Source organism: Nocardia macrotermitis (assembly GCF_009604405.1).
Lineage (GTDB): Bacteria > Actinomycetota > Actinomycetes > Mycobacteriales > Mycobacteriaceae > Nocardia > Nocardia macrotermitis.
This window is the reverse complement of sequence record NZ_WEGK01000013.1, coordinates 237353-257051: the sequence shown is the minus strand read 5'-3', so window position 1 is coordinate 257051 and position 19699 is coordinate 237353. Positions and strand designations below refer to the sequence as shown.

General features: G+C 62.8%; 1 protein-coding gene. It reads left to right on the top strand.

What is annotated here, in order from left to right:
* Positions 1-578 precede the first annotated feature (578 nt).
* Positions 579-19664, top strand: coding sequence for an ADP-ribosyltransferase (locus tag NRB20_RS27670; RefSeq protein ID WP_227833923.1), 19086 nt, complete (start codon positions 579-581; stop codon positions 19662-19664).
* The last annotated feature ends 35 nt before the right edge of the window (positions 19665-19699 follow it).

The following is a 19699-nucleotide window of genomic DNA, read 5'->3' as shown; positions in this document are numbered from 1 at the left end:
CACCCGACACCACCACCATCACCACCACCACCTACACACCCCAAGCCCAACCCACCCTCATCCCCAACCACCCCCTCAACGACCCCACCACAACCACCACATTCGCCACCACCCTCATCGGCGCACCACACAACACGCGCAGCAGCGGCACACCCGAAAAGACCACACTCGAAGAGGACACACCCACCGAACCGTCCGACGATGCCACCCAACACAATTCGCGGGCCATGCCCTCGCGAGTCGACAGATTCCCGGTACGGCTGACCCGCACCAACCTTTCACCACGAACCGGCATTTCGAGACTCGACCCGCTCGGCATGCGCGAACCGACGCCACAGCAACCGTTCGCGGCGGTCGGCGGCATCGACCAGGAAGTCCTCAACGAGGTAGCGCACGATCACAGAACCATGCGTAATCCCTATCTCCAGTTGAGCCCGCAGCAGGGACGCAACCGTCTCCCGTTCAGTCGACAGCCGAGCTCCGGCCACCAGGGCAACTGGCAACTGTGGATACGCCCCGAAAGCGTTGTGCAACAGAACCCAGGCCCCGTAGTCGGCCGGTACGGTGGCGTACTGGCGATGAACTGGATACGCGACGGGTCCATGGATGTCGGACAGGGCATCGACTACACCGAGCTCCGCCCGAGCCAACGCCGGGATGCGACCGACATCCTCCTCGGCCTGCACACCGACAACGACGACCTGACACAACGCAACTGGATCGGATGGGCACAAGTAGCCCTGGGCGACAACGCCGTCCACATGCCTTGGGACAACTCCGTCGAACTCGGGAATCTCCCGGCCCGCGCACAGGTATGGATGAGTGGCCCCCGCGGCGCCAACGCACTGGGGGTCGAACGTGTCGCCAACACCGCCGACGAATTCCGCGTCTACAACCCCGACACCGGTCACATCTATGCGATGAACGCATCGAGCCTGCAACAGTGGATAACCCGGTCCGGCATCACCGACCTGGTCGTCAGAGACCCCGCGCAGCAGACAGTGACCCCCCGACCATCCATGACCGACGCGGTCCAGATCGCCCTCGATTCACTGTCACCCACCGCCATCGATGCGCCCCCGCACGTGCCGGGCACCGAAGCCGAGCCGGACTTCTTCGCGGGTCTGCGTCCGAACGTCGAGTCCACCGAAAAGGCCCTGGGTGATACGCCGCCCGCCGATGAGTCACGCGAAGTCCCGGATGTGACAACGCCTGCGCCCGGCCCCTCCACCGGCGAGCGTCGCCTGGCCCGACCTACCGCGTACCGGCCGGAAATGCTCGGCCAGGCGGGGCGCTCGACCTCGCCGCAGCGGGAGAAGCAACCCATCGAACCGTCCCGCAACTTCCCGGTGACACTGGCCCGCGCCACCCCTCGACAGCGCCGCGGCGTGCCCCGCCCACTCGGCTCGCGGGACCCGATCGCGTTGGTCGACGACACCGAGCAACGCATCCGGAGCGAGAGCCCGCCCAGCGATCCGCTCATGCACAATCCCTATCTCGTGTTGGTTCGGCAGGAGCACAGGTTCAGCAGCCGCAGCACCTGGCAGCTTCAGCTCAGGCCCCTGAATCCCTACGGCGACATAGTGGTGGGCCGCCCCAGCGGCTGGCTGGCGATGCACTGGCTACTCACCGGACCACCTGCCGACGGGCGCCCCATCACCTACGCGACGATCACACCGGAACAACGCCAGCAGGCGATCGACATGCTCCTGAGCACACACGCCGACAGCGACGACCAGAGGCAGGAGCAACTGGTCCAATGGGCACAGCGGAACCTGGACATCACCAACGCCCGCCACGAAGTCTTCGTCCCGCAACGCACCGACCTCCAGGCTCTGCCGACAGACGCACGAATATGGATGATCAGTCACGGCGGTCTCAGCGCGCTGGCGGCCCAACGCATCGGAAGCACCGATCAATTCCTCGTCTACAACGACGACTCCGGTTACGTCGAGCGGATGACCCGGACGGTGATGGAAAATACGATGGCCATGTACGGCATCACCGATCTGGTGTTCCTCGACCCCGCATCACAACCCGCCGTAGTCGCACCATCGCTGAACCCCTCACTGGTGGTGCCACCGACGTACCAGGAGGCAGTGGAAGCGGGACCATTGGCCCCACCCCCCGCCTACACCGACCCGAGCGCCCCCGGCGGCTTCCAGCCCTCGGAACACCAATCACGGCACAGCACAACAACTCTCACGACCACCCGACCGGACGGAAACGTCGTGCGGACGTCCGACGGCAGCACATCGGACATCACACCCGACATCCGAACCACCAATACCCCGAGTGGTTCCACTGCCTACCCCACGCAAGCAGAGCACCTCCCGTCGACACCGTTGTCCTCCTCCCCCTTCGACCGAGGCCCACCGACAGACCCGACCCCGACCCCGGACTCCCCGAGCACCGAAACCGCACCCGCGCAGGACTTCTTCACAGGCCTGCGACCGGACACCGCGCCCACCGCACCGCCACGACAGCCCGCGCCGCAGCAACAACCACACACCGAGGGACCCCACCTCGCCCCCGCAACTCACCCCCGCACCACCCCCGCACCACGGACCCGCAATTCGCGACTCGACATCGGCCGACTGTTCAGCGCGACCAAACGGGAACCCGCACCGACCGCGATGATCGACGGCGAACAACACCACATCCAACACGACAAACAGCCCAACCACCACGCCATGCGCGATCCCCATCTCTACCTGCTCCAACAACGAAACGGCAGCTGGGAGATGCGGCTCGGCCCCACCACGCCCAGCCGAGGCCGCCCGGTCGGCCGGCTCGGCAGCTGGCTGGCGCTACAACGGCTGATCATCGAACCACCCACCAACGGACAACACTTCGACTACCGGACGCTCACACCGGAACAACGCCAACAGGCGATCGACATGCTCCTGAGCACACACGCCGACAGCGACGACCAGAGACGGAATCAGCTGGTCCAGTGGGCACAGCGCAGCCTGGGCGACAACACCCGCCACGCACCCTTCCGCCCAGGACAGACGAACCTCAGGGCCCTGCTGCCCGCCGACGCACCAGTGTGGATGATCGGCGATCGCGGCACCAACGCGTTCGCGGTCCGACGTACCGGAAATACCGACCAATTCCTCGTCTACCAACCAGGCGCCACATACGACGTGCAGGTGGACAGCGCGACCCTGGAAGCCCAGATGTACGGCATCACCGACCTGGTCATCCTCGACCCCGCGCACGACACCATCCCCGCCAACTGCGTACCGCGCGTCCTGCAATTCACCGCAAACCGCTTCATCCGACGCAACGGCCACGCCCCCTTCACCCCACCCACCGAACCCGACCACACCACCCTGCCCGGCACCACCGGACGAGAACTCCAAACCATCACCGGCATACTCCACACCATCCCCAACCGCGACCTCATCACACAACACCTCCGCGGCCGCGACGGAGCCCAAGCAATCGTCATCTACCAACACACCACCACCAACCACCACGGCATCGGCGCACACGCCGTCGTCTACTACAACCACAACGGAAACACCTACGTCCACGACCCCCACCTCCCCGGCGACGACCTCACCGTCGAGCAATACCACAACCGAACCCCACCCCCACATGCCCTCGCCGCAGCCACATTCACACCCGACGGCACACGAGACACCATCCCCGGCCACACCACAGACGCCCTCACCACACTCGGCAACACCCGCATCGGCGCCAAGCCCAAAATCAAGAAAGAAACACACGCATACCACTACCTGATGCTCGCCGCCATCCTCGAAGACAAGAGCAACACGGCAATCGCGAAAGCCGCCAAACGCTACCTCGGCGACGATTACGCGGAAACCTCCACAAACGCGGTCAAAAGATCACAGACGGCACAGCGTATAAAACTGGAAGTCGATGTCCGGGAGTCATTCGATATAGATCTGAACCAGGCCATTGTAAACGCAGCCGTGAAGCAGAAATGGTTCACCGATGAAGATATAGAACAATTCCGCGAGCGAATAAATCTCATCAAATCCGCCCAGCGCGTTATCCCATCGATCCGCGAACCCGAACCAGACACCACCACAACCACCCCCGCCCACTGGAACCCTGTCACCCCTGGCACACACCACCCCCTCATCGCCACAGCAGCCCGCATTGCAGGCGAAAACAACCCACAAACGATGCGCAAGCGACTCGCCGCCCACCTCGAAGCCAACTCCCACTTGTACCGCGAATACCTCACCAACGACACCTACGAAGAAAAGAACACCGACGAGACCGGCATTTACGAGCAATTCATCGGGACACACGAGTTCGACGAATCCACACAATTCAATACCTGGCTCAGCGAGCACCGCGCACAAACACTCACCAACGAAATCACCGCACTCCGCAACACAAAAGAAAAATACGTCGACAACCACAACCGACTACGCGGCCACGGCAACACCCCCCTCATCCTCATCGCCGCAATCAACCTCACCCCCAACACGAACTTCACCATCCAACACCCCGACCACCCCCAACACCACTACCGCAACACACCCAACCAACCCACCATCCACATACACCACAACAACGACACCTACCACACCGGCACCAAAATAGAACTCACCAAAATAGAACTCAGATACCTACCACACCTCGTCGACGGGCACTCCGACCCGAAAATCGCCAAAATCATGAATGTCACTCCCATTAACGTGAATGATTCGTTCGGAAGACTGCGCAAGAAAGTAGGAATCGAGCCTGCTCATCAGGCGGGACGCGACGCACTGAAAACATGGGCCATACAAACAGGAGAGCTCGCCCGGAACACCATCGACGACAACAAATACCCGACGAACCCCGAGAACACCACCGCACCGAACCCGAACCAGATAGATGGATTCGAAATACTCCGCACCACCGAACTAGCACGCAAACTCGCCAACAAAGAATTACCCCCTGGAACCCACATCCACCTCGCCACCCCCAGCCGTGCCGACCCATTGACCACCACCGCTAGCAACGACCACATCCGAGCAACAATCGACACCCTCGACCACTCACAAAACAACACGGTCATCATCCACACACCCGCCACACCCACATCCACATCCACCGGCACCACACCAGTGCACTGGAACCACGTGGAACCCGGCACACACCACCCACTCCTGGCCACCGCAGCCCGCATAACAAACACCGACCCACAACACATACGCGAAAAACTCGCTCAACACCTCCACAACAACCGCAACCGCTACCGTGACCACATCACCAACAACGACCTCGACCACCAACGCATCACCCAACTGACCACATATCAGAAATTCCTGGACATACACCCCGACAACATCGCCACGGCCGCGGTCATGGACGCGAACACACAATTCGAAACCCAGCTCACCCGACAACGCACCCAGCTACTCGACAAAGAAATCGAAGCACTCCGCAACACAGAAGAAGACTACGTCGACAACCACAACCGACTACTCGGCCACGGCGACACCCCCCTCGCTCTCATCGCCGCAATCAACCTCATCGACACAGCCAACTTCACCATCGAACACCCCGACACCACCCGACACCACTACCACAACAAACCCAACCAACCCACCATCCACATACGCCACAACAACGACAACACCTACGAAACCGGCACCACCATCACACTCACAAAACACGAACACACATACCTGCAACACCTCGTCACCGAACACACCAACAAACAGACCGCGAGCCCACTCCAACAAGACCTCCAAAATACCATCCCCCGAGCAGCAGTAGTTTCACTGAATAGACTGCGTCAAAAAGTAGAGATCAGCGCTGAACTCGCCGCTCTCGTAACGTGGGCCAAGCAGACAGGGGCACTCAACCAAAGCCAACTCAACCCCGACACCAACTACACGACAAACCCCTACACAACCAACACCGGCAACAACAGCGCCACACGCGCACCCCCAACACGGACGAACCCGCCCCTCGAGTACGCCGGCAACACCCACAACATCAACCCTGACGAACTCGTGATCACCCAGGGAAAAAAAGTCACACTCGCCGAAGGCGAAACAGCCATACTAACCGCCGAACAACGCACATTCGTGGCGTACGCAGCCCTCGGATACAAAAGCGGCGCGATCGCAGAAGCCCTCCGAAGTACCGGACATCCCGATTATGTGGGCATCAAAGCAAAATCGGCACAAGGAATGCTGGCAAGTATCAACAAACTATTGGGGGTCACGAACCTCCCCGCTAATAACAGGCATCCTGAGCTCGTCAGGCTGGCCAAACAACTGGAAGTGGTCACCGATGGCGACCTCGACAGACTCCGCGCTCACGGAGCCGGCCCCGAAAACAACCCCCACCCCAGCGACGGCTCCACCCCACACCCCCGCACAAACACCACCGGCCCCAGCCGCAAACGCAAACGCACCCCCGACACCACAATCGCCAGCTCCTCCACAACACACCCCACCAACCAACCCACACCAACCCCCACCACCAACTGCGCACCCCAAACCCTCCACTTCGGCGTAAACCACTTCCAAAACAACGGCCACACCCCCGACAACATCCACATCAAACGACCCACCCCCAACCACACCACCACCATCAACAACACCCTCAACGGCATGACCGGCCAAAACTACGCAACCCTCGCCGGCCCACTACAAACTCTCCCCGCACGCTTCCTCATCACCGACTACCTCGAAAACACCCTCGGCCCCGGATCCCTCGCACTCACCATCTACCAACACCACACCACCAACAACCACCACACCATCGGCGCACACGCCATCGCCTACTACAACCACAACGGCACCATCAAGGTCTACGACCCCGCCACCCACCACCCCAACGACGACCACCCCACCGCCACCGACTACCACACCCACCACCCCGAACCACCCACCCTCGCCGCAGCCCTCTACACACCCCACGCCAAACACACCACCATCCCCGGCCACACCACAGACGCCCTCACCACACTCGGCAACACCCTCATCGGCGCACCCGAAACAACCACACCCACCCAACCCACCACCCCCCAATGGGAACAAGACTTCACCACAATCGACCACACACTCGGCCTCACCATCACCGAACCAATGGACTACACCACCGAGAACACGGCTCCCTCAGTGCGGAGTGATGAGACCGGCCCCCTCACGCACCCCAGGCTCGCACCCGAATCCGGCGCCCCGAGCACGAACCTCGACACCGGGTCGGCGTCGGCACACGTCGCTTCCAGGCCCCGGCGAGTCCGCGCGCCCAGGCACGGCGCCTCACGCAGCAACACAACGAGCAAACTCTGGAAACGTTCACCCGCATACCTGTACCTGCTGTACGTCGCCATACTCGATAAACCCACCAACAAAGACATCGTGGAAGCCGTCCAGAAATACGGCAGCAGGAACGTGCCAATCAAATGGCATACACAGCCGAAAGATATCACCATATCAATAGTGAAAACCGCATTGTGGGCTCTTCGCGATCAACTGATCCCCTCGGTACCAGGCGGTAAGCGCTCGCGTAGTAGGCATGGGCATGCATACGAAGGCCTCGTGGACGCGGCCAAAGCACGGAATCTGATCACCGACCGAGAGATAGAAGAATTCCGGCGTCAAATAAACATCGGTGACGGTTCCACCGCGCACCCCCACGCGGAAGCCGCGGTCACCTCCGAACAGACCTACCCGACCATCCGCGAGCCCGAACCCGACACCACCACAACCACCCCGGCCCGCTGGAACCGCGTCGACCCCGGTGCACATCACTCCCTCATCGCCGCAGCGGCACGAATAGCGGCCGAGGACGACCCGAACCAGATGCGTCGACGACTCGCCGACCACCTCCGGGAGAACTTCTCCTACTACTACCTACTCATCACCAACGACATCCTCGACGGAAAAGTCGAAGATCGCCCCGGCGTGCACCAGGAATTCCTGGACACTCACCCCGACCAATCCCCCACCGCCCCGGACCACCTCGAACAATTCACACCCGGGCTCGTCGAACGAATGCGCCGAATACTCACCGACGAAATCGCCGCGCTCCACACCACCGACAGCCGCTACATCGATAACCAGTACCGACTCACCGGCCACGGCAACACCCCATTGGTCCTCGTCGCCGCAATGCATCTCGCCCCGAAAACGAACTTCACCGTCGAACACCCCGACCACACCCAACACCACTACCGCAACACACCCGACCAACCCACAATTCATATCCGCCATGACCGCAACGGCACCTACTACACCGGCACCACCATCACCCTCAACGATTACGAACGCGCATACCTGTCACACCTCGTCGCCGGCGAATCCAACGAGAAGATCGTGGAAACCTTCCGACAAAGCGGCGATCCTGATCCCAAGTTCGCGCGCGCCACCCTCGAATCACTGGGATTCGCGCATCACGATCTCCGCACACGAGCGGGGACCGCGACCACTTATACTGCGGGACACACCGACCTCATCACGTGGGCCAAGCAGACAGGCGAGCTCACCCGAAGCGACACCGGCGACACCGCACTCGACGCACCCGGGGACACCAACGCACCCACCGCGGGGCGGGCACACGGATTCGAAGCAGTCCACATCGACGAGCTCTCACGCAGGCTCGCCCACAACGAACTCCCTCCCGGAACCCGCATCCACTTGTCCACACCCGGCGAACCCCACCACTGGACCACCGCCACCGCCGCCGCCAATGCTCTGATCCGAGAAACACTCGGCACCCTCGACCGCACCCAGATCACCGCCATTCTCATCCACACACCCGCCACGCCCACATCCACCAACACCACCCGCACCCCACCGGTGAACTGGAAACACGTCGCACCTGGCACACACCCCTCACCACTCCTCGCCACCGCGGCCCGAGCAGCGGGCTACGACGACCCACGGCAGATGCGCCGACGACTCGTCGAACACCTCGAAAACAACCGAGACCGTTACCGCGAACGCATCACCAACGACAGCCTCGATGCCAAGCGCATCGCCGAACTGGCCCGCCACCAGACACTCCCGGTCACGGCCGACACGCCACAGCCCGAGACCTGGTTCGCCGAAGAACGCGACCGCATACTCGAGGACGAAATCACCGCGCTCCGCGACCTGGACGCCCCCTACGCCGACACCGGCACCCACCTACTCGGCCACGGCGACACCCCCCTGGTCCTGGTCGCCACGGCCGAACTCATGCGAACGGCGAACGTCACCATCGAACACCCCGACGGCACCCGACACCACTACCACAACAAACCCGACCAACCCACCATCCACATACGCCACAACCAGAACAACTATTACACCGGCACCAGCATTAAACTCAACGAAGATCAACGCACATTCCTGCCGTACCTCGTCGCCGGATACACCGACCAAGAGATCGTGACTATGCTTCATGAACTCGATGATCCCGACAATCCCGAATACGAGCACGTCACCGAATGGGTGGTGCGAAACCGTTTCAAAGAACTCCGCAAAAAAGTAGGAATTCAGCTCATTCGCAATGCGGGGCGCGCCGCACTCGTCACGTGGGCCAAGCAGACAGGGACGGTCCCCCAGAACAACACCGACGAATTCGATCTCCCAACACCCACGCAGGACACCGCCGACGAACCGATGACCATCGCCCCGACCGAGGACACCACCGAACCAACACCCCAACTCGACGACCTCACCCTGCCCGACAACGCCATCATCACGCTCGACCACACCGACAACTCGATGAACATCGCCCTACCCCACGATTTCCACATCCCCACCGAAATCATATCGATGCACTTCGACGGCGAACCGATGAATATCGACGAATTCTCCACCCTCCCAGCCGAATTCTCCCCCTTCCCGACCGGATTCCTCACAATGGATACGGAATGGCCTGGAATATTCAGCCCATTCACAATACCCAACACCCCCACCTACAACTTCGACTACACAACGAACCTCGACACAACCGCCACACGCGCACCTCCCCACAACACCGATACCACCACCGGCATCCCCGCGACCGAGGACGAATTCTCGGAAGTATTCGACGATTTCTTCAACTCGGACCTACCCGACGACATCACCATCGATCCATCCGAGCTCGACGCATACTTCGGCCCGGACAACCCCGCCCCAGCAGCCGATACATCCACGCCTGACACCAGCAACCCGATACCCGACACCACCAATACCCCCACGCCAACCACACACCAGGCACAAGCAGCCGATACGCCCGACCGCACAGCACCCGCACTACACGCCGACCAGATAGACCTCGACCCGTCCGCCCGGGAGCCGATCACAGCGTCGAACGACCAGCCCACCGCACAATCCGACCGCGACACGGTCACCGTGCCCGCCGGGCATGTCCTGATCGAAGGCGATCAACGCACATACCTGCTCTACACCGCCGGATACACCTCCAGCGCGGCTATCGCAAAAGCCCTCGAGAAACACGACCCGCCCCTCCACACGGAGGCCGGCACAGTGAACGACTCGCTGGCAGAACTACAACTGCGACTGGGACTCACGCCGAACACCGGCCCGGCAGGACTCCAATACCTCCTGATGGCGGCCGGACAACGGGCCGCCCCCACGTTCAGCGAAGCAGAAAATGCCCTCGTCGAACGTCTCACCGAACGGCTCGACCCGGACACATTCGTATTCACCCACGACAAGAAGATCACACTCCCGGGCGGCAAAGAATACACAGCCACCGCCCACCAGCGCACAGTTGTGCTGTACGCAGCCGCCGAATACGGCAGCGACCTCGCCATCAAAAACGCCCTCCAGAACACCGGAGCTTCCGAGTATGTGAACATCACCGAATCGGCGGTGGGAAGTGTGATATCCAAGGTCAGAAAGAACCTGAAGAACCTGGCTTCCCTCGAGAGCAGCACCCGGCCCGACCTCGGTAAGATGGCCGCGGACCTGGGCATGTTCACCTACGGTGACATCGCCGAAGTCCGCGCTCGCCGAATCGGCGCCGGCAGCCGCAGCGACGGCTCCATCCCAACCGTCAGGGACACCCCGATCGCGAACAACCAACGGACCTATTTGCTCTACGTCTTCGCCGGATACAAATCCGGCAAAGACATCGCAAAAGCCATCCGACAGAAAACCAAATCCAAGCACCCCCACGCCGCTGAGGTGAATAATTCGCTGAAAGGGCTACAAAAACGACTCGGAATCAATCAAGATCTCAGCCCGCAAGGTCTCGCAGACCTCGTAGCCATAGCCGGATCACGGGCCGCCCAGGAAATCACCCCAGCAGAAATACGCGACAGCACCAGCAGCAGCGACGGCTCCACCCCACACCGCGACACCCACATACCGACCACGAACACCCTCGGCAAACGCAAACACACCCCCGACCACATCCCAACCGCCAGCTTCCCCACCGCACCGAACCCCACACCAACCACAAGCCAGGTACAAACAGTCGGCGCATTCGAGGCCCCGCACCCACCCGCAGACCTCGTCCGACGACTCGCCCCCACCGAGGGTGCACGCGTCAGGGACATCTCGATCCTGAACAACCAACGCACATATTTGCGCTACGTCACCGCCGGATACAAATCCGGCATAGACATCGCAAAAGCCATCCGACAGAAAACCAATTCCAAGTACCCCACCCGCACTGATGTGGATCAGTCACTGAAAGCGCTACAAAAACGACTCGGAATCGATCAAGATCTCAGCCCGCAAGGACTCGCAAAACTCGTAGCCGCAGCCCGATCACGAGCCACCCAGGAAATCACCGAAGCCGAAATAGCGGCGATCCCACGCCCCAACTGCGCACCACTGGCCATGCAATTCACCGAAAAACACTTCATCGACCGCAAGACCCAACCCCCCTTCACCACACCCACCGAAAACGAACACAACCCCCTCACCGGCATGACCGGACAAAAATTCCAAACCATCATCGGTACACCGCTACAAACCGTCGACGCCCAGAAGCGCGCCGACATCACAAACCTCCTCAACCGCCTCGGAGACGGCGCCCTCGCCCTGGTCATCGACCAATACACCACCGGCAACAACGAACTCGGCATCGGGGCACACACCACCGTCTACTACAACGACAAGGGAACCATCAAGGTCCACGACCCCGCCACCACCGGCCCCGACATCCCCTTCACCGACTACACACCCCCACCCACACGCGCCATCGCCACCGCCGTATTCACACCCGAAGGCAACCGCGACACCATCCCCGAACACCCCCCCACCGGCCTCATCACACTCGGCAACACCCTCATCGGCGCACCACCGGACGCCGACACTCCGACCGACCAGGCTCCCGCATCCGCGGCCGGCGACATCACCGGTCCCCCGGCATCGACCGTGAATACCGAAGACCCGGTCGAGGCCTTCTTCATGCTGGACGATGCCGCGGCCACACCCACACCCACCCACACCGACGCACCCGAACCGGACCCGAACGATCACCCGCAACCGCGCGAACCCAGCCCCACCACCACCATGGAGGACCTCGACGCACCCGAACCGGTCCGCTGGGATATGTTGCCGGACAACGGGAATCAGCTGTTCGAAGCATTGGCTCGATGGGAGGGCCACATCGGTGCACAGCGGGTACGCCGCCTACTCGCCGACCGGATGCACGAGCTTTTCGAGGAGCGTTACGACGAGTACTCCGCCACGCTGCGATCAATACTCAACGCGACACCCCACCTCCAGCAGATCCGCCAGTCCGACCAGGACCGCCGCGCACACGCCGACGCGCAGTATCACGCCGGAAAGCTGAGCGATGAGGCGTGGGACAACGAAGCCGTCGTGCGTGAAAAGTTCGAGGACGAACTCGAACACTGGCGACGCACCGATCTCCGACGCCTCATCGAACTGCTACGCAACCCCCACGCCCCCACCGACCACCTATTGGGCCTGCTGATCCCCCTCACCGCCCTGGCATCAGGACTCAGCATCATCGTGCAGCACCCGGACGGGACCTCCGATGTATACCCGGACCGGACCGACCACACCCACCCGGACCGAACCCCCGACGCTGTACTCGGCAGATTCAACCCACCGTTCCTGCTGCTGCACGCGTCCGCTGACGACACACCACGATTGAGCCTGGCCATGGACGCCGACGGCATCGGCCCCGCGAACCTGGACAACCCCGAGGCGTTCCCCACCCGCCCGGCGACCGAGACCACCGACGACACGATGGACCTCGACGAACCCACGACCCCGACCGAGTTCGACAGTCTCCGAACCAATTTCGGCCACGACATCCTGGAAAAACTCGGCTTCGAACTCCCCGACGGCACCACCGACCCCGAACGCACACAACTCGACGAGACGATCCCCGCACCCCCGACCCAGCGACCGACCCAGTTCCCGCCCCCCGGCATACCGGTCATGATGCCCAGGCCCAGCCTTCCCTTGGCCGGAGAGATCCTGACCCTCGTCGCGCTCGATGGCACGGGACACCACCTGCAAATCACCGGAGCGGCGAAGGCGAAATTCCTCCCCGACAAAGACGTTTACCGGGTCCAGTTCGATGCGAACGGGAACGAACTGGACCTGCCCGCGGCATTGGCGGACCAGGACGAGGGTTTCACTTTCACGCCGCCCGACCCCACCGCCGAGTTCGGCACGCTGACGTGGGACGTCCCGTACGGCCAGACCCGATTCATCGGCACCGACGTGACCGGCGCGGAGAAAGCCCTGCATGTCGCGCACGGGCGCACCATAGTGGCCAGACCCGGGCCTGGAACCTCGCGATGGCTCAAGGCGCCCGAAGACCCGACGTGGGTGCGGGTCGAGGCCCACGAGTTGGTGCTACCAAGACTGCCGCAGCTGATCGACCGCAGCGGAGAGGACCTCTACGGCCCCAGCGGCGAGCCACAACCGGAGGACGTCGGCCAAGGCGCCGCCGGGGACTGTGCGCTGCTGACGAATCTCAAGGCCAAGGCCACGGTCGATAAACAGGCGATCCGCGACATCCTGCACGACAACAACGACGGCACCGTCAGCGTCCGATTCCGCGTCAAGAGCCCGGCCTCGACCAAAGACGAGCTCATCTGGGAATACATCTGGGTACCCGTCCACAAGTCGATCTACGTCCACCCGGGCACCGATATCGGGTACTTCGCCTACCACCAGACCGGAAAACCCTTGTGGCCCAGCATCATCGAAAAGGCATACGCCATGCGGTTCGGCGGCGGCAACGACTACCACGGCCTCAACACCGGAGCCCCGGCGGGCGTGGTCGCCGCAATTCTGGGCAAGGGTTTCCACCAGGCCCCGACGAGCTACAACACATACGATCCCGCACAGGGCGAAGTAGTGGAGATCAAACAACCCGGGCGGGCACAACCGGTCCGCACGGTGAACGACGGCACCTTCCTGCACCCGCTGCGTTTCGACATGTACACCCTGCACAACCTGGTCAGCGACTTCCTGACCCGCGAACGCGTGCACTCGGACCGCACCCAGAACGATATGCCCGCAGCCGACTTCGAATTCGCCCGCACGATCGCGGATAGCTTCGAACACTGGCACCAGGAGGCCATGCCGAAGTATGAGGCGGCGAAACAGCGCATCAACACCATCCCGAAAGAGAACAAAGCCGCCATCGACGCAGCCTGGGCAGAGTACGACCGCACCGAGAGCATCACAACCCCCGCCGGGTTCCGCGGCTACCTGGACCGCCGCTACCCCAACCAGTGGGACGACGAAAAACGCGCCCTCACAGAATATTTCAAAACCACCCAAGAAGGCCCCCCCGAACACCGAATCCTGCCCACCCACCTGGCCGCCGCCGCACACGCGATCGCCGAACGCATCGACCACGCACTACAACGCGGCACCACAGTAATCGTCGGCACCCACCCGTTCGGTGCAGGACGAGAAAACAAGACCGCAGTACCGGGTCTGATCGGCGACCACGCGTACACGGCTGTGAACGTCGAACGCGATGCGAACCGCACACCGATCTGGATCCTGATCGAGAACCCCTGGAACCACAACCGCCGCTTACCCACCCCCATCCCCGGCATCCAACTCCGCCTCGACCCCGGCGGCAACAACTACCACCCCGACGGCCACGGCGGCCACTACCGCATAGCCCGCGACGGCACCCGCTACATCACCAGAAAAGACGGCACCCAAGAACGCCACGACCCCGACCACAACATCTACCGCTACTCCCCCGACACCACCCGCTACCACCGCGCACCCGACGGCACCATCCAACAACACAACCCCGACGGCAGCCACTACCGCAAAGACCGCGACCAGACCGAATACTGGACCCACAAAAACCGCACCACCAAATACATCCGCCAACCAGGCCAACCGCCCCGGCTGGACCCGACCCGCATCGATCCACCCGACACCACCTTCCCCCGACGCGGCGGCATCATCGCCCTCGCCCCCGAACACGTGACAAAACTCGAGAATCTGTACATGAGCGGGCCGGGCGCGCACGCCCTGTACGGACCACAAGACCCCGTCGTGGTCCGTACGAACACGAAGTACCTGGACACCGGCGGCTTCGGCGAAGAATCGAGCAGCCAGGGCACATCCGCCATGCCCCGCGCCCCCACCAACACCACCCACACCGACACCCCAGCGGGTGGCACGCTCGCCGCACTGACAACCGCGTCCCCCAACGACACCCCTGCGGACGCGACGGCCCCCCAGCCGACACCCACTGTCGTTGCCAGCGAAGAACAGACGGTTTTCGGTGATCACCTGGACCAGCAGTTGTCCACGAACCCGGTCCCGGTGACAGATACCCCACCACAACGGCCGGAATTCCCGAAGACCTTCGACTGGTCCTTGCTGAAACCGAAACCACTGGATGTCGGTGAGCGCCTGGAGAACCTGTCTCGCGAGGACAAAGACAAAAAGTTTCCGAAGCTCCCCTTACCGGTCGAATTGCCTGGACCGAAGGCGCCGGGCGGGGACCGCATACTGACACTCCTCGACTACGCCGGTGACGCGCACCGGTTCTACAACTCCGGATCCATGCACGTCACCGTCGGTGAAATTCCGGGCAAGGGCCTCCATTACCGCTACCAGGGCCCGACGGGGCTGATGACCTACCTACCCACCGCACTGCTGGACATCACCACACACTTCCGACCGGACGCACCGGGCAGCACTACCGGCATGCTCCACTGGAACCTGCCGGGTGGACAGACCCGTATCGCCGGAATCTCGAGTGCGACCGGCACACCGACGATCCGGACCGTGCCCGCCGGCACACCCGTGATCGCCACCCCCCGAAACAGCACCTCACGATGGATCAAACTGCCCGGGGAGCAGGACTGGATCGCGGTCACCGGCGGCAACGAGGTGATTCCGGCCCTGCCCAGGCTCATCGATCTGCACGACCACCCGTTGTTCCACATCTCCAAGGACGGCACACCCGAAATCCACCCCGAGGACCTCCAGCAGAGAGGGGCCAATACCTGTTCGCTGCTGGCACCGTTGAAGGTAATGGTCAACGACCATCCGCAAGCGATCCTGGACATGCTCACCGACTACAAGGACGGCACGGCCGGGGTCCGCTTCTTCATCGACGGCAAACCCGAATGGGTACGGGTGGAAAAACAACGCTGGGACAGCCCGCACAGCGTTCACCACGAAGTCGGCAAGCCGATCTGGGCAGTGATGATCGAGAAAGCCTTCCTACAACGATTCGTCGCCTCCGACGGTTATTCGGCCGCAGGATTCCCACCCGGCATGGTTCTCGAACGTCTCGGCCGGGAGTACTACGAAGCGGGAACCGGAACGCCGCGCCCGACGCCCGTCGGTTCGGAGCGGGTGTTGCATCCGTTCCGACTCGGCCCGAACGAGCTGCGGAAGTTGTTGGGCCCCAACGCCGATTCGCAGTTCATCGACGAATTCCCTGGACACTACGAACACTGGCACGCACAAGCCAACGCACGGCGGGCGGCCGACTACCAACGGCTCCAGCAGGTCCACCAAGGCGGGCTTGCCCTGGAACTCGCCTGGAACCGTTACCAGCAAAGCGAGGAACGCAACGCCGCCGCGGTATTCCAGAGATATCTGAACGATGTCCTCCCGGCGAAATGGCAGGCGGAGAAAGCCGCCGTGACCGACTACCACCGTCAGGTGACCAGCGGCGGCAGACTGGGCGCCCTACAGTCCGACGTCCAGAAAACAGCGGCGACAGCATTCTTACGACGCATCGAATACCTGTTGAAGCGCGGGGCCACGGTACTCATCGACACGCACGCGTTCGGGCCCGGTGTCGAGAACGCCACAATGGTGCCGGGCCTGTACGGCAAGCACACCTACGCGGTTTTGGGCCTCGAATACGATCCGCACACCGGTGAACCCGTCCGGCTGATCCTGGAGAACCCGCACGACGACAACCACAGGTTCCGGTGGACGATCCCAGGAATCGAACTCCGCCTGGACCCCGGCGGCACCGGATACATCGACGACAACGGCGTTCGCTACCGCCACGACTCCGCCCGCGACATCACCTACTTCCGCGTCGGTGATCCTCGGACCGGCCGCGGCCCCGGCGAACGGCTACACGACATCGTCACCGACTTCTTCACCCCCGCCGGCGCAACCGAATACCGCCGCGCCCCCGACAACACGATCATCGGCCTCTCGGCCAACGGCGAGCGCTACACCCGCACCCCCGAAGGCATCGAACACCGGGTCATGCGCGATCATCAAGCCTGGCGGCTACCCGACCGCACCGAGTACCACCTGCTGCCCTCGGGCAGCGTTCTGGAGAAGGTCCCCGGCCGAAACCCTCGGATCCACGAACCCGGCACTTTCCACGCATGGCCGACGGTACCCACCCCGAAACGCACCGGCATCGTCGCCGTCGGCCTCGAGCACATGTCGAAGTTCTACATGATCACCGCGAACGGCCCTGGTGCGTACGCCGCCGGCCTCCGGGCCCATACCGGCGGGCAACCGAACAGCACCGGCGCGACACCACCCACGACCCTCGCGCCGGGCGCACCCCGCACCTCCGCCCCAGCCACACCCCCACCGGCGACAGCGGAACCGCAACAGTCGCCCGACAATCCCACGCCGCAATGGGTGCCGCTGACCAACGCCGGAAACCGCGTGTTCGAGGCGCTATCACGATTGTCCGGCCACCTCACCGCGAGCGATGCGCGTCGCCGAGTCGCCCAGCAAATGCGCCAGCACACCGTCGAATTCAACGGGCTGTTCGACCCACCACAACTCGGTGTCATCTACCGGCGCGAAACAGTGCGCCGCGCCGCTGTCGAGAAGGACCACGACGCCGGAAACCTCACATCCGAACAGTGGGACGCCGAACTACAGCAGCGGCAACAATTCAACCAGCAATTCCATCAATACCGGCAAATCGGATACTTCCACCTCGCCAACGTTCTGGACAACCCGCAGATGGACACGGACGGCCTGGCCACACTCGTCCTCCCCATCGCAGCACGTGCGCTCGCGCTCAATCTGATCGTGTTGCACCCCAAAACAGCTCGTGGGCTCCACCAGCACGGCGCATCCGACGCACCGTTCGCCCTGCTACACATCGACCCCGAGAACCCGGAACACACGCTCATCGCGACCGAACCCGACGGCACCCTGTTCACCATCGCCCCCGAACAACTACACAGCCCGGCGGCATTCGCACTACCGCCCGGCCATACGCCACTGCCACCCATCTCCACCGGGCTCGACGCCCACGGACCCGGCATCGGACATCTCAACCTCGACGGCATCCGGGTATTCGACACCACCGCCGCCGGGGTGAACTTCGGTGAAACCAGAATGGCCCGGTGGCACGAACTCACTCCGGAACAACAACACGCTGTCTGGGCTTACGACCGCCGTCCGATCCCCAACGGGACATTGCGCAACCCCGACGCCGAGCTGCAACTGGGCCTCGACCGGTTCGCCGCTGTTCTCGCCATGAAGCGGTTGCTGACCGAGCTGACCGGGTCGGACCAGCTGTCGCTCGCCGCACTGACATCCTGGTATCAGCGCGGGGAAACTGCTGTGGGCCAAGCAATTCCCGATCCGACCCGGGCGTCCGCAACCTGGCAGAAACTGCGTGCGCTCCTCGAGAGCCCGGACCCGGAGCGTGCACTGCGTGTCATCGAGGAGAACAGCGTCCATGCGGAGCAGTATCAGAAGATCTACCAGCGCTACCTCGGCCTGCCGGCGCGCAGCACCAGTGTGCGCAGACAGATCGAACTGTTGGACGAAGCCACTCGCCGACCCATACCGCTCACCGAGCCGATCGAGGTCCAACGTGGCCTGTTCGAAACCACTTTCCTGCTGGCCTCGGACGGTGAACCGCTGGGCGACCGCGATCCGGCGCTGCTCGCGGGTACCGTGCAAACCGAACCGGGCTACCTGTCCACCGCGGTCGACCGCCACCTGATCATCATGCCCGCAGGTCAGAAATTCACGGCCTGGTTGTCCCTCATCGTCCCGGTCGGTGCCCACGGCCTGTGGATCGGGTCGCGCAGCAACGTGCCCGATGCCAACGAACTCCTGTTTCCACGGGGCACCCGGTATCGGATCACCACGCTGATGCGCCACCCAGCCACCGGCGTTCTGCTCATCAACGCCGACATCCTGCTCCCCCCTGGAGATACCGAATCTCAGGACGGACACCTGCCCGAATCCAGCGGCCCGCAGCCACCCCCGTGGCTACCGTCGACCGAGTCGCGATAGCCGACCCGCCATGGTGTGACCCGCCTCCCACCGGT

What these genes read in the sequence shown, in the direction of transcription:
- NRB20_RS27670 (WP_227833923.1), top strand. Translation starts at nt 579, where the DNA reads ATGAACTGGATACGCGACGGGTCCATGGATGTCGGACAGGGCATCGAC.